Annotated in this window: 20 protein-coding genes and 4 tRNA genes; 2 read left to right on the top strand and 22 right to left on the bottom strand. The window is 48.5% G+C overall.

What is annotated here, in order from left to right; all coding sequences use genetic code 11:
* Positions 1 to 23: 23 nt before the first annotated feature.
* The 21 genes from rpoB to lplA form a co-directional block, all read right to left on the bottom strand.
* On the bottom strand, positions 24 to 3,836 hold the full coding sequence (rpoB, locus tag F453_RS0110180) for a DNA-directed RNA polymerase subunit beta (protein WP_026292544.1): 3,813 nt from the start codon (positions 3,834 to 3,836) through the stop codon (positions 24 to 26).
* Between the two features lie 222 nt (positions 3,837 to 4,058).
* On the bottom strand, positions 4,059 to 4,439 hold the full coding sequence (rplL, locus tag F453_RS0110175; protein WP_018967909.1) for a 50S ribosomal protein L7/L12: 381 nt from the start codon (positions 4,437 to 4,439) through the stop codon (positions 4,059 to 4,061).
* A gap of 108 nt (positions 4,440 to 4,547) precedes the next feature.
* Positions 4,548 to 5,066, bottom strand: a complete 519-nt coding sequence (rplJ, locus tag F453_RS0110170) for a 50S ribosomal protein L10 (protein ID WP_009237587.1) — start codon at positions 5,064 to 5,066, stop codon at positions 4,548 to 4,550.
* 18 nt (positions 5,067 to 5,084) lie between these two features.
* Complete coding sequence (rplA, locus tag F453_RS0110165) at positions 5,085 to 5,777, bottom strand: 50S ribosomal protein L1 (protein WP_009237588.1); 693 nt, start codon at positions 5,775 to 5,777, stop codon at positions 5,085 to 5,087.
* Between the two features lie 20 nt (positions 5,778 to 5,797).
* On the bottom strand, positions 5,798 to 6,238 hold the full coding sequence (rplK, locus tag F453_RS0110160) for a 50S ribosomal protein L11 (RefSeq protein WP_009237589.1): 441 nt from the start codon (positions 6,236 to 6,238) through the stop codon (positions 5,798 to 5,800).
* 56 nt (positions 6,239 to 6,294) lie between these two features.
* A complete protein-coding gene (nusG, locus tag F453_RS0110155) occupies positions 6,295 to 6,840 on the bottom strand; it encodes a transcription termination/antitermination protein NusG (protein ID WP_018967908.1) in 546 nt (181 codons plus the stop codon).
* 14 nt (positions 6,841 to 6,854) lie between these two features.
* Positions 6,855 to 7,046, bottom strand: a complete 192-nt coding sequence (gene secE, locus F453_RS15355; RefSeq protein WP_009237591.1) for a preprotein translocase subunit SecE — start codon at positions 7,044 to 7,046, stop codon at positions 6,855 to 6,857.
* A 16-nt stretch (positions 7,047 to 7,062) separates the two neighbouring features.
* Positions 7,063 to 7,135 (bottom strand) — tRNA-Trp (locus F453_RS0110150).
* A 73-nt stretch (positions 7,136 to 7,208) separates the two neighbouring features.
* The gene (gene tuf, locus F453_RS0110145) at positions 7,209 to 8,399 is read right to left on the bottom strand and encodes an elongation factor Tu (protein ID WP_009237592.1); all 1,191 of its coding nucleotides are present in this window, start codon (positions 8,397 to 8,399) and stop codon (positions 7,209 to 7,211) included.
* A 67-nt stretch (positions 8,400 to 8,466) separates the two neighbouring features.
* A tRNA-Thr gene (locus F453_RS0110140) sits at positions 8,467 to 8,538 on the bottom strand.
* A 9-nt stretch (positions 8,539 to 8,547) separates the two neighbouring features.
* Positions 8,548 to 8,620 (bottom strand) — tRNA-Gly (locus F453_RS0110135).
* Positions 8,621 to 8,700: 80 nt separating this feature from the next.
* Positions 8,701 to 8,783 (bottom strand) — tRNA-Tyr (locus tag F453_RS0110130).
* 204 nt (positions 8,784 to 8,987) lie between these two features.
* Positions 8,988 to 9,287 (bottom strand): ribosome hibernation-promoting factor, HPF/YfiA family, encoded by a 300-nt coding sequence (gene hpf, locus F453_RS0110125; protein ID WP_018967907.1) that lies wholly within the window; start codon positions 9,285 to 9,287, stop codon positions 8,988 to 8,990.
* A 25-nt stretch (positions 9,288 to 9,312) separates the two neighbouring features.
* On the bottom strand, positions 9,313 to 10,194 hold the full coding sequence (locus tag F453_RS0110120) for a tyrosine-type recombinase/integrase (protein WP_018967906.1): 882 nt from the start codon (positions 10,192 to 10,194) through the stop codon (positions 9,313 to 9,315).
* 79 nt (positions 10,195 to 10,273) lie between these two features.
* Positions 10,274 to 10,465, bottom strand: coding sequence for a 30S ribosomal protein S21 (gene rpsU, locus F453_RS0110115; protein WP_009237595.1), 192 nt, complete (start codon positions 10,463 to 10,465; stop codon positions 10,274 to 10,276).
* Positions 10,466 to 11,649: 1,184 nt separating this feature from the next.
* Positions 11,650 to 13,008 (bottom strand): dihydrolipoyl dehydrogenase, encoded by a 1,359-nt coding sequence (gene lpdA / locus F453_RS0110110; protein ID WP_018967905.1) that lies wholly within the window; start codon positions 13,006 to 13,008, stop codon positions 11,650 to 11,652.
* Positions 12,995 to 14,476 (bottom strand): aminomethyl-transferring glycine dehydrogenase subunit GcvPB, encoded by a 1,482-nt coding sequence (gene gcvPB / locus F453_RS0110105; protein WP_018967904.1) that lies wholly within the window; start codon positions 14,474 to 14,476, stop codon positions 12,995 to 12,997. Before gcvPB ends, lpdA begins: the two co-directional genes overlap by 14 nt.
* 13 nt (positions 14,477 to 14,489) lie before the next feature.
* Complete coding sequence (gene gcvPA / locus F453_RS0110100) at positions 14,490 to 15,812, bottom strand: aminomethyl-transferring glycine dehydrogenase subunit GcvPA (RefSeq protein ID WP_018967903.1); 1,323 nt, start codon at positions 15,810 to 15,812, stop codon at positions 14,490 to 14,492.
* A gap of 23 nt (positions 15,813 to 15,835) precedes the next feature.
* Positions 15,836 to 16,216 (bottom strand): glycine cleavage system protein GcvH, encoded by a 381-nt coding sequence (gene gcvH / locus F453_RS0110095; protein WP_018967902.1) that lies wholly within the window; start codon positions 16,214 to 16,216, stop codon positions 15,836 to 15,838.
* Between the two features lie 172 nt (positions 16,217 to 16,388).
* On the bottom strand, positions 16,389 to 17,480 hold the full coding sequence (gene gcvT, locus F453_RS0110090; RefSeq protein ID WP_018967901.1) for a glycine cleavage system aminomethyltransferase GcvT: 1,092 nt from the start codon (positions 17,478 to 17,480) through the stop codon (positions 16,389 to 16,391).
* Between the two features lie 14 nt (positions 17,481 to 17,494).
* Complete coding sequence (gene lplA, locus F453_RS0110085; protein WP_009237603.1) at positions 17,495 to 18,463, bottom strand: lipoate--protein ligase; 969 nt, start codon at positions 18,461 to 18,463, stop codon at positions 17,495 to 17,497.
* Between the two features lie 615 nt (positions 18,464 to 19,078).
* Here lplA and F453_RS0110080 point away from each other — a divergent pair.
* Together F453_RS0110080 and F453_RS0110075 are read left to right on the top strand one after the other, a co-directional pair.
* Entirely contained in the window at positions 19,079 to 20,314 is a 1,236-nt protein-coding gene (locus F453_RS0110080; RefSeq protein ID WP_025790006.1) for an anaerobic sulfatase-maturation protein, read from the top strand.
* Positions 20,315 to 20,431: 117 nt separating this feature from the next.
* On the top strand, positions 20,432 to 21,208 hold the full coding sequence (locus F453_RS0110075; protein ID WP_018967899.1) for a hypothetical protein: 777 nt from the start codon (positions 20,432 to 20,434) through the stop codon (positions 21,206 to 21,208).
* 1,276 nt (positions 21,209 to 22,484) lie between these two features.
* Here the strand turns inward: F453_RS0110075 and F453_RS0110070 are convergent.
* Positions 22,485 to 24,419: a beta-N-acetylhexosaminidase gene (locus F453_RS0110070; protein ID WP_018967898.1), complete on the bottom strand. Its 1,935-nt coding sequence runs from the start codon at positions 24,417 to 24,419 to the stop codon at positions 22,485 to 22,487.
* Positions 24,420 to 24,439: the final 20 nt, after the last annotated feature.

Raw genomic sequence — 24,439 nt, 5'->3', positions numbered from 1 at the left:
ACTTTTTCAATTAAGGGTGTGAATTAATCCATCTTGATGCTCAATCCCAGACCGCGAAGCTCGTGCAGCAGCACGTTGAGCGACTCGGGGATGCCTGGTGTTGGCATTGGCTCGCCTTTGACGATTGCCTCGTAGGCCTTAGAACGGCCCACAACGTCGTCTGACTTGATGGTGAGGATTTCTTGAAGGATGTGACTTGCACCGAAGGCTTCGATGGCCCAGACTTCCATTTCTCCGAAACGCTGTCCACCGAACTGTGCTTTACCACCGAGAGGTTGCTGCGTGATGAGTGAGTATGGACCAATGGAGCGGGCGTGCATCTTGTCTTCGACCATGTGGCCGAGCTTCAAGAAGTAGGTAACGCCCACGGTAGCGGGTTGGTCGAACTTCTCGCCCGTCTCGCCATCGTAGAGGTAAGTAGAGCAGAGACGGGGCAGTTCGGCCTTGTCTGTCCACTCGGAAAGGTCTTCAAGTTTGGCTCCATCGAAGATGGGTGTAGCGAATTTCACGCCCAAGTTCTTACCGGCAGCACCGAGAATAGCCTCGAAAATCTGTCCCAAGTTCATACGCGAAGGCACACCCAAGGGGTTGAGCACGAGGTCGACAGGGCGTCCATCTTCGAGGAACGGCATGTCTTCCATGCGCACTACCTTAGAAACGATACCCTTGTTACCATGTCGTCCGGCCAGCTTATCACCCACGCCAATCTTACGTTTCTTCGCAACATACACCTTGGCCATTTGGAGAATGCCCGAGGGTAGTTCGTCGCCGATGGTGATGGCGAACTTACGACGCTTAAGCTCTGCATCCAACAGTTTGTACTTGCGGATGTAGTTCATGATGAGCTTCTGTATCAAATCGTTCGTATGGGCATCGTCGGTCCAATCGCTAGACTGAATGCCATCGTATTCTAAGTTCTTGAGCGTTGCCGCGGTGAACTTGCTACCCTTATTGATAATTTCGGCACCTGTATAGTCTTTAACGCCCTGCGACACCTTGTCTTCGGTGAGTTCGAGGAGTTTGTCTACCAGGATGTCCTTGAGGTCTTCGTTCTTAGCCTCGTATTCTTCGTCTATCTTGGCAAGAATAACCTTGTCTTGCTTCTTCGATTCGCGGGTCTTAATGGCACGCGAGAATAGTTTCTTGTCGATAACTACACCACTGAGCGAGGGGTTAGCCTTGAGTGACGAATCCTTAACGTCGCCAGCCTTATCGCCGAAGATGGCACGAAGCAGTTTTTCTTCGGGTGAAGGATCGCTTTCTCCCTTTGGCGAAATCTTACCAATGAGGATATCGCCTGGTTCGATACGTGCACCAACACGTACCACACCGTTGTCGTCGAGGTCTTTTGTGGCCTCTTCGCTCACGTTGGGGATGTCGCTGGTAAACTCTTCAACACCACGTTTGGTTTCGCGAACGTCAAGTGAATATTCGTCAACGTGAACCGAAGTGAGCACGTCGTCGCGTACCAAGCGCTCGGAAAGCACGATGGCGTCCTCGTAGTTGTAACCCTTCCACGGCATGTATGCCACGAGGAGGTTACGGCCCAAGGCTAGTTCGCCATTCTCGGTGGCATAGCCTTCGGTGAGTATATCGCCTGCCTTAACACGCTGTCCCTTCACGCAGATGGGGCGAAGGTCGATGGTCATGTTTTGGTTTGTACGGCGGAACTTGGGCACGCGGTATTCTTTCAGTGCGGGTTCGAAGCTTACATACTCTTCGTCTTCGGTGCGATCGTATAGAATACGGATGGTGGTGGCGTCAACATAGTCGATAACACCATCGCCTTCGGCAGTAATCATGGTACGTGAGTCTTCGCAAACTTGCTTTTCTAAGCCTGTACCTACGATGGGCGCATCGTTGTGGAGTAGGGGTACTGCCTGGCGCATCATGTTACATCCCATCAACGCGCGGTGACCGTCATCGTGCTCCAAGAAGGGGATGAGACCTGCGGATACAGATGCAATCTGCTGAGGTGACACGTCCATGAGGTCTACCTCGGCGGGTGCTACTACGGGGAAGTCGGCATCCTGACGGCATTTAACCACCTCGCGGATAAAGGTTCCGTCTTCGTTCAGCGGAGCATTACCCTGTCCGATGATGTGGTCTTCTTCCTCTTCAGCGGTAAGATAAACCAAATTCTTATTGTCGAGGTCTACTACGCCATCGGTAACATTGCGGTAAGGCGTTTCGATGAAACCAAGTTCGTTGATGTTGGCGTATACGCAGAGCGAAGAAATAAGTCCGATGTTAGGACCTTCGGGGCTCTCGATGGGGCAAAGACGTCCATAGTGCGTATAGTGAACGTCGCGCACTTCGAAACCTGCACGCTCGCGAGAAAGACCACCAGGGCCGAGAGCCGAAAGGCGACGCTTGTGCGTTACCTCGGCTAGGGGGTTGGTTTGGTCCATGAATTGCGAAAGGGGATTGGTGCCGAAGAATGAGTTGATAACGCTAGAAATGGTTTTGGCGTTAATCAAGTCGGTGGGTGTGAACACCTCGTTGTCGCGTACGTTCATACGTTCGCGGATGGTGCGGCTCATACGAGCCAATCCGATAGAGAACTGGTTGGCCAGCTGTTCGCCAACAGTGCGCACACGACGGTTGCTCAAGTGGTCGATATCGTCAACGGTAGCGTTCGAGTTAACCAACTGAATGAGGTACTTGATAATCTCGATGATATCGTCTTTGGTTAGCACGCGCGTGTCCATATCGGTGTCCAAGCCCAACTTTTTGTTGATGCGGTAGCGTCCTACTTCACCCAAGTCGTATCGCTTGTCAGAGAAGAAAAGGTTTTGGAACACTTCCCTTGCACTGGCATCATCGGCAGGATCGGCATTGCGAAGCTGACGATAGATGTACAGCACGGCCTCTTTTTCAGAGTTGCTGGGGTCTTTGGCCAGCGTGTTGAAGATAATGGAGAACTTGTTGGCTGCGTCGGCGTCCTTGTGAAGTAGCACGGTAGAAACGCCGCTGTTGAGAATCTCGCCAACGTTTTCTTCGGTAATTTCCGTTTCGCGCTCCATAATCACCTCGTTGCGCTCAATGGATACAACTTCGCCTGTATCTTCGTCAACGAAGTCTTCATTCCAACTCTTCAGCACACGAGCAGCAAGACGCTTGCCAAGAGCCTCCTTCATGTTCTTCTTATTTACCTTAACCTCTTCGGCAAGGTCGAAGATTTGCAGGATGTCACGGTCGTTTTCGTAGCCGATAGCACGCAAAAGCGTGGTAACGGGCAACTTTTTCTTACGATCGATGTAGGCATACATCACGTTGTTGATGTCGGTAGCGAACTCAATCCACGATCCTTTGAAGGGGATGATACGTGCCGAATAGAGCATTGTTCCGTTGGCATGCACGCCTTGACCGAAGAAAACACCGGGCGAACGGTGCAGCTGCGACACCACAACACGCTCAGCACCGTTGATAACAAAGGTGCCGTTTGAGGTCATATAGGGAATTGTACCCAAGAAAACGTCTTGGATAAAGGTGCCGAAGTCTTCGTGGTCGGGGTCGGTGCAGTATAGCTTCATCTTGGCCTTCAATGGCACGCTATACGTAAGACCACGCTCGAGACACTCGTCGATGGTGTAACGAGGCGGGTCGATATAGTAGTCAAGGAACTCAAGAACGAAATTGTTCCGTGTGTCGGTTATGGGGAAATTCTCAGCGAATACCTTATACAAACCGTCGTTCTTGCGTTCCTCGGGAGGTGTGTCTAACTGTAAGAAGTCCTTGAAAGACTTTAACTGCACATCGAGGAAATCCGGATAGGGCATCGGATTGTGAACGCTGGCGAAATTTACTCTGTTATCAACAATTTTTGAAGCCATTCAATATAATATTATATAATGTATATAGGCGTGTTCTATATGTTATCCGTTTCGGTCTGAGGAGGGCTTTGCTTGTTCTTTCTCTTTCCGTAAAGAGTTTTATAGCCTGCCTATGATATATTGTGGGGAAAAGGAATGTGTCTTAAAATGTGATAAGACACAAAAAGGTTAGGACTCGCCTACTGGGCAAATCCTAACCGTATTTCGGAGTTGGGGTTGTTCTTACTTCAGCTCAACCTTAGCGCCGGCCTCTTCGATAGCCTTCTTCAGGTTCTCAGCTTCGTCCTTAGACATGCCTTCCTTCAAGGTTGAGGGAACGCCGTCTACGAGGTCCTTAGCTTCCTTCAAGCCCAGACCGCAAGCCTCCTTAACAGCCTTTACCACTTGAAGTTTAGCTGCACCAGCGTCAACGAGAACTACATCGAACGACGACTTCTCTTCAGCACCACCAGCTGCACTAGCAGCAGCGGGACCGGCAGCAACAGCAACAGCTGCAGCAGCGGGTTCAATGCCATATTCCTCTTTGAGGACATTTGCCAACTCGTTTACTTCTTTTACTGTCAAATTTACCAATTCTTCAGCGATAGCTTTGATATCTGCCATTTTATTCTAATTTTTAATTGTTTTTAATATAAGTGTTGTTGATTGACTTTTAATTGAACTCCCTCACGAACATTGTCTGTTTATGCTACGAGAGGAAGACTCAACGAATTATTCAGGACGCTCGCCCAAGGTTTTGAGCACACCATGAATGGTGCCTGCGCTTGATTGAAGAGCTGAAACAACGTTCTTCGTGGGTGATTGCAGCAAGGCCACAATCTCGGCGATAACTTCGTTCTTGCTCTTGAGAGCTACCAACTCGTCAAGTTTGTCGGCTCCTACGTAGAAGCTTTCCTCAGCGTATGCTGCCTTGAGAGCGGGAATTCCCTCTTTCTTATAGTCCTTCAGCAATTTTGCAGGTTCGTTCGCAACCGTGGTGAACATGATTGCGGTGGTACCTTTCAATGTGCCGTACAAAGGTTCGAAATCGATGTCTGAAGCCTCGAAAGCTTTGTGCAGAAGCGTATTCTTCACAACAGAAAGCTTGATTTCCTTCTTGAAGCAAGTTGCGCGCAACTTGGTTGTCGCTTCAGCGTTAAGCCCAGCGAGGTCAACAAGATAGAAATGAGGATACTCCTTCAGCTTCTTACCGAGTTCTACGATGATAGTATCTTTTACTTCTTTCTTCATTTTACAAAACTTTTAGAGTTATTCAACTGATTTCGGATCAATCTTGATACCCTTACTCATTGTGCTCGAAATAAAGATACTCTTGATATACGTACCCTTAGCAGCGGCAGGTTTGAGCTTGATTACAGTGGCCACGAATTCCTTCGCGTTCTGATAGATCTGCTCGGGAGTGAAAGAAACCTTTCCGATTGAGGTATGGATAATACCAGCCTTGTCTACTTTGAAATCGATTTTACCCGACTTGATATCTTTCACTGCTTTTGCCACGTCCATCGTTACCGTACCGCTCTTGGGGTTAGGCATCAGTCCGCGAGGGCCGAGAATACGACCTACGCTACCTACCTTACCCATTACCGAAGGCATGGTAATAATAACGTCGATGTCGGTCCAACCGCCTTTGATCTTCTCGATATACTCGTCAAGACCAACATGGTCGGCTCCGGCTTCTTTGGCAGCAGCTTCAGCATCGGGTGTACAAAGAACGAGCACGCGCACGGTCTTACCAGTTCCGTTAGGTAGCGTACAAACGCCACGAACCATCTGGTTGGCCTTGCGGGGGTCTACGCCCAAACGCACATCGATGTCGAGAGAAGCGTCAAACTGAGTAGTGGTAATTTCCTTTACCAACTCAGCAGCCTCTTTTAGTGTATAGGCTTTCCCTGCTTCAATCTTATCAGCTACTGATTTTTGCTTTTTTGTCAGTTTACTCATTTTCTTAATTGAAGTTTTAATTATTTACCAGGGAACTCCCCATTTACAGTGATACCCATACTTCTAGCCGTACCTGCGATAAGTCTCATGGCAGACTCAACCGTAAAACAGTTCAAGTCTTTCATCTTATCTTCAGCTATCACTTTGATCTGCTCCCAGGTGACAGAAGCTACCTTCTGTCGGTTTGGCTGAGCAGAGCCGCTCTTAACCTTGGCAACCTCTTTAAGTTGTACAGCTGCGGGAGGCGTCTTGAGCTCAAAGCTGAATGACTTGTCAGTATAGTAGGTGATGACAACCGGAATTACCTTACCGGCCTTGTCTTGAGTTCTTGCGTTGAACTCTTTGCAGAACCCCATGATGTTAATACCCTTGGAACCCAATGCAGGGCCCACGGGAGGAGAGGGGTTAGCAGCGCCACCTTTAATCTGTAACTTGATTAATCCAGCAACTTCTTTAGCCATTTGTTGTTAATATTAAAAATTGAATTTTCTGAAAGCCTTTCGCCCGTAACAGCGTATTAGCCTTCCTTTTCTACTTGCATAAAACCTAACTCTAGGGGCGTTTTGCGCCCGAAGATCTTGACCATCACCTTCAACTTGTGCTTTTCTGTGTTCACCTCTTCGATGACTCCTGTGAAGCCGCTGAAAGGTCCGTCCGTAACCTTTACCGTTTCGTCTACAGAATAGGGGATATTGATGTCGTTCTCCAACTCTGTGTTCTCTGCGGCGCCGAGCATACGATTGATGTCCGACTGTGGTACGGGAGAGGGATTATCCAATCCGCCAAGAAAACCTAAGACATTAGGCATGAACCTCAGTGTGTGCGCAACGTCTCCCTTCAGATCCGCTTCGACGAACACGTAGCCAGGAAGACTAATCTTCTCTTTTTCCACGCGTTTGCCATTACGCAAAGACGCCTGCTTTTCCATCGGTATTAATACCTGAAAAACATGCGACTGAAGCAACGTGTTGTGTTTCAATTCGGCCTCGATGTATTCTTTCACCTTTGCCTCTTTTCCACTAACAGCACGAAGCACATACCAATTTTTCTGTGTTTCTGCCATCGTTCCTTAACAAATTAATGGGGATATATCCCGCTCATGACGAACTTGAACGCGCTGTCCATAGCGAACACCACGAGTGCAATGACTAGGGAAGCAGATAATACAACCATTGCACTGTGAGTTAGTTCGGCACGCGTAGGCCAAGTAGTATTATGCGCCAGCTCGTTGTAACAAGCCTTGCAGTAGTTTACTATCTTCTTAAACATATTATCTTCTTATTAGCACGGGAAGGAGGACTCGAACCCACGACCCTCGGTTTTGGAGACCGATGCTCTACCAACTGAGCTATTCCCGTAAGTAAGGGCTTCCGCAACCGCGTGGCAGGGAAGCCCTTGGATATGCTTAATACTTAGCCGAAGCTAGTTGTATTATTCAACGATTTCGGTAATCTGACCAGCACCTACCGTACGGCCACCTTCGCGGATAGCGAAACGAAGACCTACGTTCAGAGCAACAGCGTAGATAAGATCAACGGTGATTTCTACGTTATCGCCGGGCATTACCATCTCTACGCCTTCCGGAAGAGTGATTTCACCGGTACAGTCCATCGTACGCAGGTAGAACTGAGGACGATACTTGTTACCGAATGGCGTGTGACGGCCACCTTCTTCTTTCTTCAGAACGTATACAGAAGCCTTGAACTTCTTGTGAGGCTTAATCTGGCCGGGGTGGCAAAGCACCATACCGCGCTTGATTTCGTTCTTGTCGATACCACGGAGCAACAAGCCTACGTTGTCACCAGCTTCACCCTCATCGAGCAGCTTGCGGAACATTTCCACACCAGTAACTACGCACTTCTTGTCTTCACCAAGACCGAGCAACTCAACTTCGTCGCCTACCTTAACCTTACCAGTTTCGATACGACCAGTAGCAACAGTTCCACGACCAGTAATTGAGAATACGTCCTCAACAGGCATCAAGAAAGGTTTGTCTACTTCACGAGGAGGGAGGGGAATCCAAGTGTCAACGGCATCCATCAGTTGCATAACTGAGTCAACCCACTTGTCAACGCCGTTCAATGCACCAAGGGCAGAACCGCGGATGATAGGCGTGTTGTCGCCATCATACTCGTATTGGTCGAGCAATTCGCGCATTTCCATCTCAACGAGTTCAAGCATTTCTTCGTCTTCAACCATGTCGCACTTGTTCAGGAATACAACCAACTTAGGAACGTTTACCTGACGAGCGAGAAGCACGTGCTCACGAGTTTGAGGCATAGGACCATCGGTAGCAGCAACTACGATGATAGCACCGTCCATCTGAGCAGCACCCGTTACCATGTTCTTCACGTAGTCGGCGTGACCCGGACAGTCAACGTGAGCATAGTGGCGGTTAGCCGTTTCGTACTCGATGTGAGCGGTGTTGATGGTGATACCACGCTCTTTTTCTTCGGGAGCGTTGTCAATCTGGTCGAAAGACTTAATCTCTTCAGAACCGAAACCCTTCTCATGGAGAACCTTAGAAATGGCAGCGGTCAAGGTGGTCTTACCGTGGTCTACGTGACCAATAGTACCAATGTTAACATGCGGCTTGGTGCGCACAAATGTTTCTTTAGCCATAGCTTTGCTTTTTATTTATTAATTGATTTATCAAATGGTTTTCCAATGCAAAAAAGAACCGTGATAGAGCTGTAACTGAGAGTTGAACTCAGGACCTCTTCCTTACCAAGGAAGTGCTCTACCACTGAGCTATTACAGCATTGGTTAGAGCGGAAAACGGGGCTCAAACCCGCGACCCCCAGCTTGGAAGGCTAGTGCTCTATCAACTGAGCTATTTCCGCATGCTTGCATTCTCGCCTTACTCTATCACATAAACAACGTTTGCATTGTTCATTGCGAGAACGCTAAACTTCTACTGAAGTGGGTGGTGATGGATTCGAACCACCGAAGTCGAAAGACAGCAGATTTACAGTCTGCCCCATTTGTCCACTCTGGTAACCACCCAAATTTTGCGCACACCTTATTATATATAGGCGAATGCTTGTCTTTAAAACTTGTTTTTGATGTCGCTCATTCAAACCTTACCTACAAAAGTCCAACGAGAGACAAAAACATTGCAGCCGTCTGTCAGAGCGTGTAGCACGTGTTCTAAGACGGCTGCAAAGGTAGATATTATTTTCTATTCAACAAAATTTTTCCGTATTTTTTTTAGCGCTCGCGCTGTTTTTCCTTGATTTTCGTTAGTTGAACCTTCAAAGAGTCTACGCATTGGTCGATACTTTCCTCGAATGTGTCGCAAGTTTTTTCGGCAAAGGCGGTGTTTCCTGGGAAGGATACCGTGATGCTGGCTTGCTTGTTCATGGCTGTGGCTGGTTTCACCACCTTCAGCGACACGTCGGCTTTCTGCACCTGTTCGTAAGTCTTTTCCAACTTAGACACTTTCTTCTCGATAAACGCATGCAGCTGTTCTGTTGCATCGAAATGAATCGCTTGAATTTTGATCTCCATAATATATCTCCTATCATTTAAAAGGTTAGGCCCGAGGATGGGCTTTGTCGTATATCCTTCTTAATTGTTCGAAAGTGGTGTGCGTATATATCTCGGTTGTCGAAAGGCTTTCGTGTCCAAGCAGCTTCTTTACGCTCTCCAATCCCGCTTCATTGTTCAGCATGGCTGTTGCGAAAGAGTGTCGCAGCACGTGTGGCGACCGTTTCTTCATCGACGTAACCTTGGCTAGGCTTGCGCGAACGCTGTCCTGTACGGCTCCGCGTTTTACGCGCTCGCCATGTCGGTCTACGAAGAAAGCCTTGCTCTTTCGTGTCACTTCGGCATCTCGCCTGGTGATATAGGTTTTCAATCCTTCTTCCAATTCGTCGGCAAAAGGTATCAGTCGTTGCTTACTTCCTTTACCCAGCACTTTTATAACGCGTGTTTCGAAATCGATGCTGTCGTCGTCGAGACCTACAAGTTCGGCCAAACGCATGCCCGTAGAATAAAACGTGAGCACAATGGTATAAGCCAATAGCTCGCGATAGCTGTCGCCTACGGGCACATCATCCAGCAAACGGTCTATCTCCGTTTCGCGCAGAAATTGGGGTAGGGGTCTGCTACGCTTCGGCCCAACAATACCCCGAGCGGGATTTTTAGCCACATAGCCACGAGTAAGGCCAAAACGATAAAAAGAACGCAATGCACTCAATCTCCTTTGGATTGTAGTGGCACTGCATCCTTTATCCATCATGCTCTCCATCCAGTCACGGATGATGTCGGCATCTATCGCCTCCCATGAGAGCTGAGTATCCTTGTTTTTGAAAAACGCCTCAAAGGCTCGCAGGTCGTCGCCATAGCTGGCTATGGTCAACTCAGAGCGATTAAGCTCGTACTGCAGGTAGTTCAAAAATTGTTCTGTCGTCATACTCGTTGCTGACCAATAAAGGTATCAGGCAACGAATTTACGCATTAAACTTCAAACCACCAAATTTTTCTTCGACAAATTATTCCTCCATGGTGCGAAGCTTTTGCACGTAGATGGCATGCTCCATCTTCAAACGCTTCAGCACAGAGGGCTTGTCGTATTGTTGACGAGCGCGGAGTTCTTTAACTACGCCAGTCTTTTCGAACTTTCTCTTGAACTTCTTAAGCGCTCTCTCGATGTTTTCACCATCTTTTACGGGTACAATAATCATGTCTTGTCTTTTTTATTTTAATGTTTAACTTATTCTGATTTCGTGCAACGTCTACGAATTGCGGTGCAAAATTACATCATATTTTCCTAACAAACAAGTTTTTAGGACATTTTTTGATGTTTGTCCGTTTCTCTTACCTCGTTCCGACATGCTCGTCCATCCATTTCTCCATTGCCTTTTCGCACTTTTCGGCTCTCCATTCGCACCAATTAAAATGTGAAAAGTATAATTTCCACCTTCGCGCTAAGGCGAAAACGCGGATAGTTTTGCTTTCCCCTCGCGCGCGCATGCGTATTTATATAATGTGTAAGCCAATCTTTGGTTTTGACTTTGCTAACTTATGATTTGGCTGAACTATGTGATGACATCTCCCGCATTTAGCCCTAATGAACAGCTTTTACGTCAAATCGACTTGTTATCTATATGTTGGACTCTCGTTCCATGTAAGATGGAACGTTGTTCCATTTCAACTGTAACCCTGTTCCATGTAAGATGGAACAGGATTCCAGATTAGCGTTAACGACACGCGAGGATAGAAAGCTGTGCTTTAGAGTTTATCAACCGACTTCCAAGAACTAAGAGTTCGGGATAAGCAACGATGCTTTTTGAGCAAGATTAGATAAAAACGAATGGCTATATCACCAACTACCGCGTAGCGGTTGGCCTGTTGGTAGGGCAGGGTCGCGAACGAAGTGAGCTACCCTGTCTTGCAAATGGAATAATAAAACAAGGCCGAAGGTCTTGGTCTTTTTACATTTACCGCAGCTGTTGCCCAGTCAATAGACGGATATGAGGGCAAGTACCATTGATGAATAACATTGTTTTTAGCCATTGGTTTCCCCCAAACAGGTAGTTCAAACGTAAAAAGACCAAGACCTTCGGCCTTGCTTTGCTCACGCACAACTTAGGCAGGGTAGGTCGCCGTTGCTCCCAACCCTGCCCTACCAACAGGCCAACCGCTACGCGGTAGTTGGCATAACGAGTTTCTCTTATCCCGAACTCGCGTATAACTGTATTTCATTTGCGCAGCTTGGGGTGATAATAGGGGCTGTAGATTAAGGGATGGCTGATAAGAAAACACATAGTATAAGGCGGATTTTATAAGCCAACCCAAATGGGTGTTTATAAAATCCGCCTTGAACAATGTGTTGCCAGTTGTTCCTAGCTCATGCTTAACCTGCTTGTTAGGGCATAAAGGCCATATCTTGCAGTATCTCGCTAAGCGTGGGATGTGTGTGAACGATTTCGCCTAACTGTGCGAGCGTGGCGCCAAAGTTCATCAGCACGGCCACCTCTTGTGCAATGAAGGCTGCGTTTTCGCCGTAGAGATGACAGCCCAAAATGCGGTCTTGCTCGTCGGTCATTAGCTTAATCATGCCTTCGGTGGCGTTTCCTGCGTGGGCCTTACCGTTAGAGCGGTAGTAGCCCTTACGACATTTGTAGGTCAAGCCCTGTTCTTTGCATTGGTCTTCGCTCAGTCCCACGCTTCCCACTTCTGGGTGTGTGAAGATGGCGGCAGGCACAATGTTGAACAAAATGCGGTCGGTGTGGCCCACGATATGGTTAACGGCCCTGAATCCTTGGAACGTTGCGGCATGTGCCAACATCTGTTTGCCGTTCACATCACCAATGGCGTAAACGCCGGGAACATTCGTTTGCATGTTGTCGTCGGTGGTTATGCCAGCCTTGGTGTAGCTAATGTCGGTGTTCTCCAAGCCCAGTGCGTCGACATTCGCAGCACGCCCAGTGGCCATCAGCACCAGTTCGGCATCGGCGAAGGCGTCTTTGCCCTTCTTTTGGTAGTGCACGCGCAGCCCATCACCTTCCGTTTGCTCAATCTTTATTACGCCCGATTGCAGTGCAAAGATCACACCGCGTTGTTCCAACTGCTTGCGAAGGCGTTTGGCGATGTCGCTATCAAGCGCGGGAAGGCACTCTTTCAGGAACTCAACCACCGTTACTTCGCAGCCGAAACTGCGGTAGATGCTGGCAAATTCCATACCGATAACGCCCGCGCCGATGATGCAAAGACTGCGTGGAACGTGGTCGAGGCAGAGCAGTTCGGTAGAGGTTATCACGCCTTTGAGTTGCGCCCCCTCTACGGGTAGCACCTTTGCCGACGAGCCCGAAGCGATGATGATATTGTCGGCGGTGTATTCTTCGCCGTTCGCCACGAGTGTCTTGTTGGCGGTGAAGCGTGCTTCGCCCCTTACGAAGGTGATTCCCGGCATCGACATCAGCTGTTCAACGCCTTGTCGAAGCTTCTCGGTTACCTCTTCCTTACGAGCTATCACGGCCTGCATGTCGATGTCGAAGGTTGCATCCTTGATGGTCACGCCATACTGTTGGGCGTCTCTCACGGTGTCGGCCACTTCTGCATGCTTGCAAAGGGTCTTCGTTGGGATGCACCCACTGTTGAGACAAGTGCCGCCCGGTTGATCTTTCTCGAACACGGCAACCTGCAAACCCTTGCGCACTGCATATTCGGCAGTGCGATAACCGCCAGGTCCGCTGCCGATAATCAAGACATCAAACTTGTTCATCGATACTTTGTTTATAGGTGGTTATGGGATGTTTGGCAGCCAGCACGTCGTCTACACGACCGATAGGCGTGTTCAACGGCGCGTCTTTTAGCTGTTGCGGGTCTTGCTCGGCTTTCTGCGCGATAAGCCTCATCACGTCAATAAAGCCGTCGATGGTGGCTTTGCTTTCCGTTTCGGTGGGCTCTATCATCATGGCTTCGTGGAAAAGCAAGGGGAAGTAGATAGTTGGCGCATGGTAACCATAGTCTAACAAGGCCTTGGCCACATCCATCGTGCGTATGCCCGTGTCTTTGTTTTTCAGTCCGTCGAACACAAATTCGTGTTTGCACAATCCTTCTATGGGCAGGTCGTACACGTCTTTGAGCGACTCCTTGATGTAGTTGGCGTTGAGTGTAGCCAGTTTTCCCACGTTCTTAAGATTTTCTTTGCCCAACGTTAGTATATAGGTGTAGGCGCGCATCAGTACGGCGAAGTTGCCGAAGAAAGTGCCTACGTTCATCGTTGGCGTATCGGGAGCGAAACCGAAAGGCAGCTCTTCAATCTCGTAACGTTCGCCTTTGCGCACCACGTGAGGTGAGGGGAGGAACTGTTCGAGCCCTTTACGCACGCCAACAGGGCCTGCACCGGGGCCGCCACCACCGTGAGGTGTCGAGAAAGTCTTATGTAGGTTGATGTGCATCACGTCGAAACCCATGTCGCCCGGTCGGCATTCGCCCAACAGCGGGTTAAGGTTGGCTCCGTCGTAATACATCAGTCCACCGCAGTCGTGTATCATCTTGGTGATGGCAGGTATGTCTTTCTCGAACAAACCCAAAGTATTGGGGTTGGTCATCATCATCGCTGCCACGTCGTCGCCCAGCAATTGCTTCAGGTGTTCAGTGTCGACGGTGCCTTGCGGCGTGCTTTTCACCTCCACAACATCCAGTCCGCACACGGCGGCCGATGCTGGATTGGTGCCGTGAGCCGAGTCGGGCACAATCACTTTGGTGCGTTTCGAGTCGTTGCGTGCCTGATGGTAGGCGCGAATAATCATCAGTCCAACAAGCTCGCCCTGTGCTCCTGCGAAGGGATTTAGGGTAAACTCGTGCAGCCCTGATATTTCCGAGAGTGCCTTTTGCAGTCCATAGAGCGCGGCCAAAGCACCTTGACAGGTGTCGGCAGGCTGTGCGGGGTGCAGGTTAGCAAAGGCAGGTCGGGCAGCAACTTCTTCGTTGATCACGGGATTGTACTTCATTGTGCAGCTGCCCAATGGATAAAAGCCGTTGTCTACGCCGAAATTGTTGCCGCTGTGGTTGGTGTAATGCCTCACCACGGTCACCTCGTCGCATTCGGGAAGCTGTGCATCGTTGCCTCTTTTCAGTTCGTTGGCAATAGGATAGTTCCCGAAAGGGTTGTCTGGCAAGTGAAAGCCGCGACATCCGGGTCGCGAAAGCTCGAATATCAAGTTGCCATATAATTTGTTGTTCATCTTGTTTTCGGGGTTATTGGGTTACTAAACTTACCAGAAGGTCAACTTCTTCCTTGGTTCTTTTCTCTGTTACGGCTAGCATCAGCATATCGTCGGCCATCTTAATGCCACCCAAAATGCCGTTGTCTATCAGGCGTTGTTGCAGCTCGTCGACGTTTCCTCCAACATACTTCACGCAGAATTCGTTGAAGAAAGGCTGGTTGAACGCGGGCTTGAACTTACCCGACGCGATGAGCTTGTCATAGAGATAGTGTGCCCCGTTTACCGACATTTGTGCGGCTTCTTTCAGTCCCTCTTTGCCCATTAGGCTGAGATAGATGGTGGCCCACAATGCCATCAGGCTTTGGTTAGAGCAAATGTTCGATGTCGCCTTTTCGCGACGGATGTGTTGTTCGCGTGCTTGCAGCGTGAGAACGAAGGCTCGCTGTCCGCGGTTGTCTAGCGTTTGGCCCACGATACGTCCCGGCATCTTGCGTATAAGCTTTTCGGTACAGCAGAGATAACCCACCGATGGACCGCCGAAATTGATGGGTAAGCCCAGTGATTGGCCATCGCCCACGGCGATATCTGCCCCTAGTTCGCCCGGCGATTTCAACAAGGCGAGGTCGGCAGCTACGCTGTTCATCACGAAAAGGGCCTTTTGTTGGTGGCAATCGTCGGCAAAGCCGTCGTAATTTTCAACGATACCAAACTTGTTAGGCTGCTGAACGATCACGCCAGCCACACCGCCTTGTTGCAGTTTTTCTTGCATGGCTGTGCGCGATGTGATGCCATCTTCGGCGGGAATAAGCTCTATTTGCGCATCTTGGAAGTGCGTATAGGTGCGTATTACGGCCAAAATCTTATCGTCGACGGTTTCAGAAACCAACACCTTATTGGCCTTCTTGCCCGATGCTATGGCCATAATGGCGGCTTCGGCGGTGGCTGTGCTGCCATCATACATCGAGGCATTGGCGATGGGCAGACCTGTAAGTTCGGCCATCATGCTTTGAAACTCGAAGATGTAATGTAGCGTGCCTTGTGATATTTCGGCCTGATAAGGGGTGTAGCTAGTGAGAAACTCGGAGCGCGAAACGATATATGGCACGATGGAAGGCGTGTAATGGTCGTACACGCCACCACCGGCAAACACCGTTAGCTGCTTGTTTTGCTTGCCCAAGTTGTCGAAAAAGTTCCTTATCTCTATTTCGCTCTTGGAGTTGGGCAGGTCGTAGTCGCGACGGAAGCGTATTTCTTCGGGTACCTCGGCAAAGAGCGCGTCTAGCGAAGGTACACCTATCTTATCAAGCATGACCTTGATATCTTCTTCCGTATGCGGGAAAAACTTATATTGCATAGCGTTAGGGGGTTAATGGGGACTTACTTGTTGCAGAACGCTTCGTAAGCTTTGGCGTCCATCAGGTTGTCCAGTTCGGTTGTGTCGGCCAGCTTCACCTTCATTATCCAGTTTGCAAATGCATCCTTATTAATAAGTTCGGGTTCGTCTTCCAGTGCTTCGTTGATTTCTACCACTACACCACTAACGGGCGAAGTGAGGTCGCTGGCAGCCTTAACGCTTTCTACTGCGCCGAAGTCTTCACCTGCTTCAATCTCGTCGTCCACTTCGGGTAGGTCTACATAAACCACGTTGCCCAATGCGTTTTGTGCATAGTCGGTGATGCCGATGTATGCAAATTCTCCCTCTACACGTACATATTCGTGCGACTCGCTATAATAGAGTCCTTCAATAAATTTAGCCATAGTGTTGTATTTTATTTTTTTTAGTTATTGAGTTCTTGGAAAGGAGTTAAGGAGTTAAAGAAGTTATGGAGTTAAGCCGTATGCCTTGTTGCTACTTGACTAACAGCCTTTACGCTTTCTTCCCCTTGTCTTCTTTTGTCCTTAGTGGCTCCTTAGCTTTCGAGTTGATGATTTACTTCTTATAATGTTTATCGTAGAAGCGTTTCTTCACCACTGTTCCTGGGAACGTTTTCTTACGAATTTGTATGTCGAGTTCGTTGCCCAGCTTGGCATATTGACTGTCTACGAGTGCCATGCACACGCTCTTGTCTACCGAGATGCAGTGGTATCCGGTGGTCACTTCGCCCACTTTCACGCCGTCTTTCATCACGTCGTAACCGTGTCGAGGTATGGCTTTGTCTTTCAATTCAATGCCCACCACCTTCTTTTCAACGCCATCGGCCTTTTGTTTAGCCACGGCCTCTTTGCCGATAAACTCTTCTTTGTCTAGCTTGCAGAACATGCTGAAGCCTGCCATTACGGGCGAAATCTCGTTGCTTAGTTCGTCGCCGTAGAGCGGAAGACCCACTTCGAAGCGCAGCGTATCGCGACATCCCAGTCCGCAAGGCACGCTTCGCTTGCTTGCCATCAGCTTATCCCACTGCTCAACGATAAACTCGTGCGGGCCGTAAATTTCGAAACCGTCTTCGCCCGTATAGCCCGTGCGACTCACTACGATGTTGGCGCCATTGTTGGCGATGGTCTTGGCGGTGTAAAATTCCAGATCCTTGCAGGTCAAACCCAACACTTCTTCCATCACTTGCTCAGCTTCGGGACCCTGAACAGCCAATTGGGCGTAGTAATCGGAGCAGTGATCGATGGCCACATCGTAGCCTTCGGCGTTTTGTCGCATCCAATCTACGTCCTTATCGATGTTTGCGGCGTTGATAACAAGGAAAAATTCGTTTTCGCCCAGCTTATAAACCAGCAGGTCGTCTACCGTTCCGCCGTCGGGATATAGCATCATTCCGTAGAACACCTTACCAATGGGTGCACCTGCAACGTCGTTGGTGAAGATGTGGTTGACGTATTTTTCGGCTTCGTTTCCCGTGATATACACTTCGCCCATGTGCGAAACGTCGAACACGCCGCAATGGTTACGCACGGCGTTATGTTCGTCGGTGATAGACGAATACTGAATGGGCATGTCGTAGCCCGCAAAAGGTTGCATCAGCGCACCTAGTGCAACGTGCCTGTCGTGCAGGCAAGTTTTCTTATATTCCATATTGTTTAGGACGTTTATATGATAAGTTTGATAAAGTCTTCCTTACTTAGGTTCATGATAATATCGTCTACCCGTTGGGGCAGGGCTTGCCTAATGGCCTCTTCGGTGTAAGGGATGTTCTTCAATACAGAGAGCAAACGGTTGTCGATGTCGCCTGTAAGGAAGAAGTCGCCCATGATGTTCACCTGCTTCACGATATTCTTATTCATCTCGATGCGCACCTCAAACTCGCCCACGTTTTCAATTCGCTGCTTACGGATAGCGGTGTATCGCGGATTGTTTCCATAGATAAATTCGGGTGTCAGGTATTCTTTCTCTATTTCCTCAATGGCTAGCACGTCGTCGGGACTTAGCACGTGCTTGTCGTTGCACAGTTCTTGCCTAACGAAAGCCTTGAAGTGGGGCAGCGAAATGTTGGTGTGGTCTTTCAGCAAGGCGATGTGTTGCCTTACGCTTTGCACGCCCTTGCTCACCAATTTGGCGTCGGTGGGCGTTATGCTGCCCACCATGTGCTGCATGTTGGTATCGTATAGCATGGTGCCATGCACGATACTGCGCCCCGGAACGTGGTAAAACGCCGTGCCCGAGACCTTTTTGCCGTGTATCAGTATATCGTTTCGGCCACTTGCTTCGGCCTCCACGCCCAGCTTCTGCAACGTTTTCGTCACCATGTTGAGGTAACGGTTGAAGGTGAGACTTACGTTTTCGTCTTTCGTAATGTACGAGAACATCACGTTGCTCATGTCGGCATACACGCATCCGCCTCCGCTTTTGCGGCGGAAGGCCTTAATGTTATGTTTCCGACAATAGTCAAGGTTCACCTCGTTTTCTATGAGTTGGTTTCTTCCGAACAACACGGTGGGTTCCACCTGCCACATAAAGAAACATTCGTCGAGGTCGAGTTTTCGAGCCACAAATTCCTCCATGGCCAGATAAAACGTGATTTGTCGTATTTGGTTGAAAGGCAGTTCAATGTATATCATCTCTGGTAATGTAGCAATTTAGGTGACTTAGGCTTGTGTCAATGTGGCTTTCGCCATTAGGGTTAGAGACATGTTTGTGATGCGTTGTAAACGCGATTGGTGGCGAGGTAGATTTTATATGCGGTTCGCCCCTTTTCATGTCCGAAGGCAAAAGTACAACAAAATTGACAGAACAACGAAACTTTTCGAGGGCTATTCTGCTCCGACTCCCTAAGATTTAACATTTTATTAGTGTTTATTCATTCTTCTCGTCTACCCCGTGAAGAGGTCTTCGTTTTACTAGTTGACACGCTTTCGCCATCCCTTGTTTACAAGTTGTAAGCGGGGCGTGTGGGTTCTGCATCGTAACGTAGTTGTTTTGTGCAAACGCTATACTGAATGTTGCGCATTGGGTATGCTGTGCGCGGTGGGGTGTCATTGTGTCGGCGTAGCATATTTTTTGCTTGCATCGTGTAGCGTTTATGGGTTTATGCCACATCAAACGGCTGTTTTGGTGTGTTTCAGAAATATTTTATTTACCTTTGAAGGCAAGTTCCTGCGATGTTCTTCAAGGGCGATTAGCCCACGACGGGATATTTACGGAACACGCTAAAACATCAATTCAGCAAGTTAGCTATGGCAACAATCAATCCGTTCGGCCATCCGATGTACATCATGTTGAAGCCGGCAGGGTCGCTTTGCAACCTTCGTTGCGAGTATTGTTATTATCTCGAAAAGCAACAGCTATATGCCAATTGTCCCACTCACATCATCTCCGACCAGATGTTGGAGAAGTTCATACGCGAGTATATCGAGGCGCAAACCACGCCCGAAGTGCTCTTTACGTGGCATGGCGGCGAAACGCTGATGCGCCCCATCTCGTTTTATAAGCGCGCATTGCAGTTGCAACGTGCCTACGCTCGTGGTAGGCAGGTGGACAATTGCATACAAACCAACGGCACATTGCTTAACGATGAATGGTGCAAATTCTTTAAGGAGAATAACTTCCTTGTGGGTGTTTCCATCGACGGACCGCAAGAGTTTCACGACGAATACCGAAAGACGGCATCGGGCAAGCCCTCGTTTCACAAGGTGATGCAGGGCATAAGGCTGCTTAATAAGCATGGGGTGGAGTGGAATGCACTGGCTGTTGTCAACGATTTCAATGCCGATTATCCACTAGATTTTTACCATTTCTTTAAGGAGATAAAGTGCCGTTACATCCAGTTTACACCCATTGTAGAGCGTATTGTTACGCGCGACGATGGGTTGAGGCTTGCCCCTGGCATGTACGAAGGTGGCCAGTTGGCCGACTTTTCGGTAACGCCCGAACAGTGGGGCAACTTTCTTTGCACCATCTTCGACGAGTGGGTGCGCAACGATGTGGGTGAATATTACGTGCAATTGTTTGATGCCACGCTGGCCAATTGGGTGGGTGTGGCTCCTGGGGTGTGTACCATGGCGGCCGAATGTGGGCATGCAGGCGTGATGGAATTTAATGGCGACGTGTATGCTTGCGACCATTTTGTGTACCCCGAGTATAAGCTTGGCAATCTGAAAGACAAGACCATCTACGAGATGATGAGGTCGCCACGACAGAAAGAGTTTGCCAAGTTGAAGAATGCACTTTTGCCCCAGCAGTGTAAGGAGTGCCGTTTCCGCTTTGCTTGTCATGGCGAATGTCCCAAGAATCGTTTTCTTCGCGACCGCTATAACCAGCCTGGTCTTAACTACCTTTGCAAGGGTTATTACCAGTTCTTTGAGCATACCGCCCCTTATTTCGAGTTTATGAAACGCGAATTGCAGGCGCAATGTCCACCGGCAAACATCATGGACGAGCTAAAAAAGTCCCATCCCCTAGGGTTAGGCTAGGTTGGAGAGGGCAGACTAGTTTGACTAGCTTGACTCATCTGACTAATCAACCATATTGATAAGGTGGGTAAATGAATGGTATTAATAGGTTTAAAAACATGTAAAAGGTTTGTTGCGATGAAGAAAATAGCTTTTATATTGTTGCTTTTAATGGGCACAATCGCCTTGGGTTATGCCCAAAACATTGACGAATACTACACCAAAGAGATTAGTACACGTGGCATAAAGCAAATATCAGAAAAATCGTTACGCGGGTGGAAAACAGTGCGCCATTACGATGAACAAGGGTATTTACGGCTCATAGAGCATTTTAAAAGGGGGCGTAAACGGTCGGAGGAGACGTATGATTACACCATAACCGACTCGCTTTTAGAGGTGAGAACACCATCGGGGCAGAAGAATGGCAGCACTGTACATTGTATTGATAAGTACTTTTACGATGAGCAGGGGCGGTGTCGTAGGCAGGAAAGGCGTTTAATGGGTTCAGGCAAGTCTGTTTGGTTCATGGCTATAGAGGATAGCTTCGTCTACAATGGCCCCAAACTCATGGCTTATACCCGATACCTTTCAACGGGAAAGGTGGATAAGAGGTTTGTTTACACCTACGATGCACAAGGCCGAAAGACAATGATGAAGGATACATATCCGGATGGTAACACTACATATCACCAATTTAAGTATAACGATAAGGGGCAATTGACAGATTATATACGCGAATCTAGCGACCCAAACGACTGTTTTTCGTGTGTACCTCTGTGGTCGGAGAGCAAACAAAATAAGGTGCATGAGCGGTATAGCAACTTCGATAAGCATGGCAATTGGACCAAACACTATTTCATAACAGAGCGCAGTAAGGTGTTGTGGTCTAAACGCAAGCTGGTGTATTGGCGTTAAGGGGTGGGGTATGCGTTGACAGAACGCTCTTATTTTGTAGTCCATCATTTGCGTTATCTGCCTAATCGCATTATACACCTTATTATATATAGGGATGTTTTCGTATTGGTAAAGATATGGGGTTGCAAGTTGAAAGATGGCATCCTAAGTTCATCCTTTTTAGACGATGACATACCATCGTTAACCTATCGCATCGCAACTGATGGGGGTTGAGAAAACAAAGAAAGCACCATTTCGAGGTTATCACCATATACCATTGACCTAGTCCTGATGCAACAGACGTCTATTATGCCAACTACCGCATAGCGGTTGGCCCGTTGATAGGGCAGGGTTGCGAACGAGGTGAGCTACCCTGCCTAGCAGATGGAATAACAAAACAAGGCCGTAGGTCTTGGTCTTTTTACATTTACGGCATTGATTGTCTAGTCGATAGAGGGATATGGGGGTAAATGCTATTGATGAAGAACATTGTTTTTGGCCATTCGTTTCCTACAAGCGGATAGTTCAAACGTAAAAAGACCAATACCTTCGGCCTAGCTTTGTCCACGTACAACTTAGGCAGGGTAGCTCACTTCGTTCGCAACCCTGCCCTGCCAAAAGACCAACCGCTACGCGGTAGTTGGCATAACGAGTTTCTTTTATCCCGAACTCGCTTAATCATCCTACCTGCTTATTGGAGCCCCTTCCTCTTCCAATATGCTGAACTAAACTCACAATCAACCAACATATCCATACAAACTAACCAACAGAAAAAGACCAAGACCTACGGGCTTGTGAGCTTAGATGCGCCACTTAAGCTGGGTAGGTCGCTGCCATAAAAAAGTGAAAAGGCGTAAAAGTAAAAAGGTGAAAGGATGTAGGTTGTATTTCATATCTCTATTTTTTCTTTCTTCATATAATATTTTCACCTTTTCAATCTTTCATTTTTGTTTCCCTGCCCTTCCAAAAGACCAACCACTACGCTGTAGTTAGCCCAATATCCCTCATTGGTAAATCAGTGATTACGAGTCGTTCGTTAGCTCTAACTGGCGTAAAGAAATAGCCATTGAAGTGGTATCTATATCTTGGAATGCTGTTCCATCTTAACTGGAACGGCATTCCATCTTAATTGGAACATCATTCCAGATGACATGGAATAGGATTCCATCTTAGCTGTAACAAAGCGGGTAACGAAAAAGTACTGTCTTAGGGTTAAGACAGCGCTTTTTGGAAGCATAGCTTTTAAGGCATGTTACCCCCTCTCTCCCCATGCTAAAGAAGAGAGGGGGTAAGACCGCTACTCCATACTTTCTGCTTTTAAGTTTGTTATCTTACTATTGAAAGCGCCTGCCTGATGCAGCGGGAACACCAACGTGCTGATGTAATACATGTCGCCACGCTTGCCAAAGTTCATCTTTCGTACGGGCAAATCGCTCACAAGGCGGTCGTTGATGTAAAGAGACGTTTTCTCTTTGTCGCCAACAACGGCCATACGAACCTTTTCGCCGGGGAACAACTGATAGTCGAACGTGTTGAGATAGCCATCGCGCGAGAAACCAATCTTGCCTGCAACGGGGTCGGAAAGATAAAAATGCGTGTCGCCGAAGGAGAACAGTATCGTTCCGCGAGGCTCTTGTTGCGCCTCGATATCAAAACTAACGCGATAGTTCCAACCAATTTGCGGTATCTTCTGCATGGCATTTGGGGCGACGGACGGCTGTTCCAACACCGTTCCCGCAGGATAATAGCCGGCGTAGTTCATGCCGGGCGCTTCGCTTAATGCGCGTGCGTTGTTAACAAACGCATCGTAGGCGAATGTGGGTTTGGCACCTGTCCACATCTTGGTGGCCATGGTTTGCAGTGCGGGCAGCACACGATAATGCACATCCTTGTCGCTGATGCCATTGCCCACGATGTCGTTCCACACGGCGAAGGCACCACCCTCGATTTGCTTATGACGTTCGGGGAACTTCATACCGTTGATGTTTGCGGGTGTCCATTCGTTGTAAAGCATCTTCGTGTTGAGGTAATCGAAGTAATAGCCAGCCTTCGGCACGATGTACACTTGTCCGTCGGGGATGCTCACAAGGTTGTAGCCAAGCTTCATCATCTCGTCGGGCTTGGAGTAATCGTTAGACCATGAGAACATCAACACATCTTTCACCTTGATGGGTGTTGTGCCTTTGGCATGCGTTTGCTGACCCCACACCACCGCCTTGCGGTTGAACTTCTCCACCAAACGGATATAATGGTCGGTGAAAGCACGGAATTTCTCCACCACGTTTTGGTCTTTATTCGAGTATTCGTCGGTTCCTACGTGCACGTATTTACCGCGAAAAACGGGGCTTTTGCCTTCAAGGTACTCGGTAAAGAGCGAGTCGCAGAATTCTTGCGTTTTGGGATTGAGCAGGTCGAGATGATCGGGTGGGTAATCTTTGCTGATAAGTTCGGGACGAAAACGTGTGAGCGCGAGGCAGTGGGCAGGAACGTCTATCTCGGGAATGATCTCTACACCCAGGCTGTCGGCTAACTGTTGTAGGGCGATGAATTCTTTTTTGGTGTAGTGTCCGTCGCGAGCTGTGAGGCCAGGAAACCAATTGCTCTCCATGCGGAAAGCAGCAGGCGTGCGGCTCCAATCTTCGTTGTAGAACCAATGGAAGGCATTGTCGTTAAGATGAATATGGAAAACGTTCATCTTATAGTAAGCCATCATGCGCACATACTGGCGAAGCATGGGCATGGAAAAGAACTTTCGACCGCAGTCGAGCATAAATCCGCGGAACGGATAATCGGGAGCATCACTGATAAAGCCACATGGCAGTGCGCGTGTTTCGGATTGTTCGGCTAGTTGCAACAGGGTTCGTGTACCCCAATAAAGGCCCTTTCGGTTGGTGGCGGCGATGGTAGCCTGAGCGTTTATCGACATGGTGTAGCCCTCTTCGCCCAACGTCTTGGGGGCTTTAAGGCTCAACACGATGTCGCCCTTCTGTGCCTTGCCTTGGGCAATGGTCAGCGCTGTGCCGAACATCTGCCGATAATCGTCGGCCAATTGCTGTGCAATCCGCCTCTCTCCTACGCCATTGCACACGATGCGACCTGAAAGGGTGAGCGTGCCTTCTGCGCCTTTCCACTCCTTAACCTCGGGAATGGTGAATGGTTTTTTGTTGATGGCGGATGCAGGCAAACATAGGCTTGCCGCGAGTAACAGTAACAATAGAATGTTTTTTTTCATCGTTTGTTGAAGTATTTAAA

Origin of the sequence: Hoylesella loescheii DSM 19665 = JCM 12249 = ATCC 15930, assembly GCF_000378085.1 — a bacterium.
GTDB lineage: Bacteria > Bacteroidota > Bacteroidia > Bacteroidales > Bacteroidaceae > Prevotella > Prevotella loescheii.
Note: the sequence above shows the minus strand (reverse complement) of the source record. Positions and strands in the feature narration are given on the sequence as shown.

Excerpts from the sequence above, each read along its gene's own strand:
- rpoB (WP_026292544.1), bottom strand. The coding sequence starts at position 3,836 with ATGGCTTCAAAAATTGTTGATAACAGAGTAAATTTCGCCAGCGTTCAC.
- rplL (WP_018967909.1), bottom strand. The coding sequence starts at position 4,439 with ATGGCAGATATCAAAGCTATCGCTGAAGAATTGGTAAATTTGACAGTA.
- rplJ (WP_009237587.1), bottom strand. The coding sequence starts at position 5,066 with ATGAAGAAAGAAGTAAAAGATACTATCATCGTAGAACTCGGTAAGAAG.
- rplA (WP_009237588.1), bottom strand. The coding sequence starts at position 5,777 with ATGAGTAAACTGACAAAAAAGCAAAAATCAGTAGCTGATAAGATTGAA.
- rplK (WP_009237589.1), bottom strand. The coding sequence starts at position 6,238 with ATGGCTAAAGAAGTTGCTGGATTAATCAAGTTACAGATTAAAGGTGGC.
- nusG (WP_018967908.1), bottom strand. The coding sequence starts at position 6,840 with ATGGCAGAAACACAGAAAAATTGGTATGTGCTTCGTGCTGTTAGTGGA.
- secE (WP_009237591.1), bottom strand. The coding sequence starts at position 7,046 with ATGTTTAAGAAGATAGTAAACTACTGCAAGGCTTGTTACAACGAGCTG.
- tuf (WP_009237592.1), bottom strand. The coding sequence starts at position 8,399 with ATGGCTAAAGAAACATTTGTGCGCACCAAGCCGCATGTTAACATTGGT.
- hpf (WP_018967907.1), bottom strand. The coding sequence starts at position 9,287 with ATGGAGATCAAAATTCAAGCGATTCATTTCGATGCAACAGAACAGCTG.
- F453_RS0110120 (WP_018967906.1), bottom strand. The coding sequence starts at position 10,194 with ATGACGACAGAACAATTTTTGAACTACCTGCAGTACGAGCTTAATCGC.
- rpsU (WP_009237595.1), bottom strand. The coding sequence starts at position 10,465 with ATGATTATTGTACCCGTAAAAGATGGTGAAAACATCGAGAGAGCGCTT.
- lpdA (WP_018967905.1), bottom strand. The coding sequence starts at position 13,008 with ATGAACAAGTTTGATGTCTTGATTATCGGCAGCGGACCTGGCGGTTAT.
- gcvPB (WP_018967904.1), bottom strand. The coding sequence starts at position 14,476 with ATGAACAACAAATTATATGGCAACTTGATATTCGAGCTTTCGCGACCC.
- gcvPA (WP_018967903.1), bottom strand. The coding sequence starts at position 15,812 with ATGCAATATAAGTTTTTCCCGCATACGGAAGAAGATATCAAGGTCATG.
- gcvH (WP_018967902.1), bottom strand. The coding sequence starts at position 16,216 with ATGGCTAAATTTATTGAAGGACTCTATTATAGCGAGTCGCACGAATAT.
- gcvT (WP_018967901.1), bottom strand. The coding sequence starts at position 17,480 with ATGGAATATAAGAAAACTTGCCTGCACGACAGGCACGTTGCACTAGGT.
- lplA (WP_009237603.1), bottom strand. The coding sequence starts at position 18,463 with ATGATATACATTGAACTGCCTTTCAACCAAATACGACAAATCACGTTT.
- F453_RS0110080 (WP_025790006.1), top strand. The coding sequence starts at position 19,079 with ATGGCAACAATCAATCCGTTCGGCCATCCGATGTACATCATGTTGAAG.
- F453_RS0110075 (WP_018967899.1), top strand. The coding sequence starts at position 20,432 with ATGAAGAAAATAGCTTTTATATTGTTGCTTTTAATGGGCACAATCGCC.
- F453_RS0110070 (WP_018967898.1), bottom strand. The coding sequence starts at position 24,419 with ATGAAAAAAAACATTCTATTGTTACTGTTACTCGCGGCAAGCCTATGT.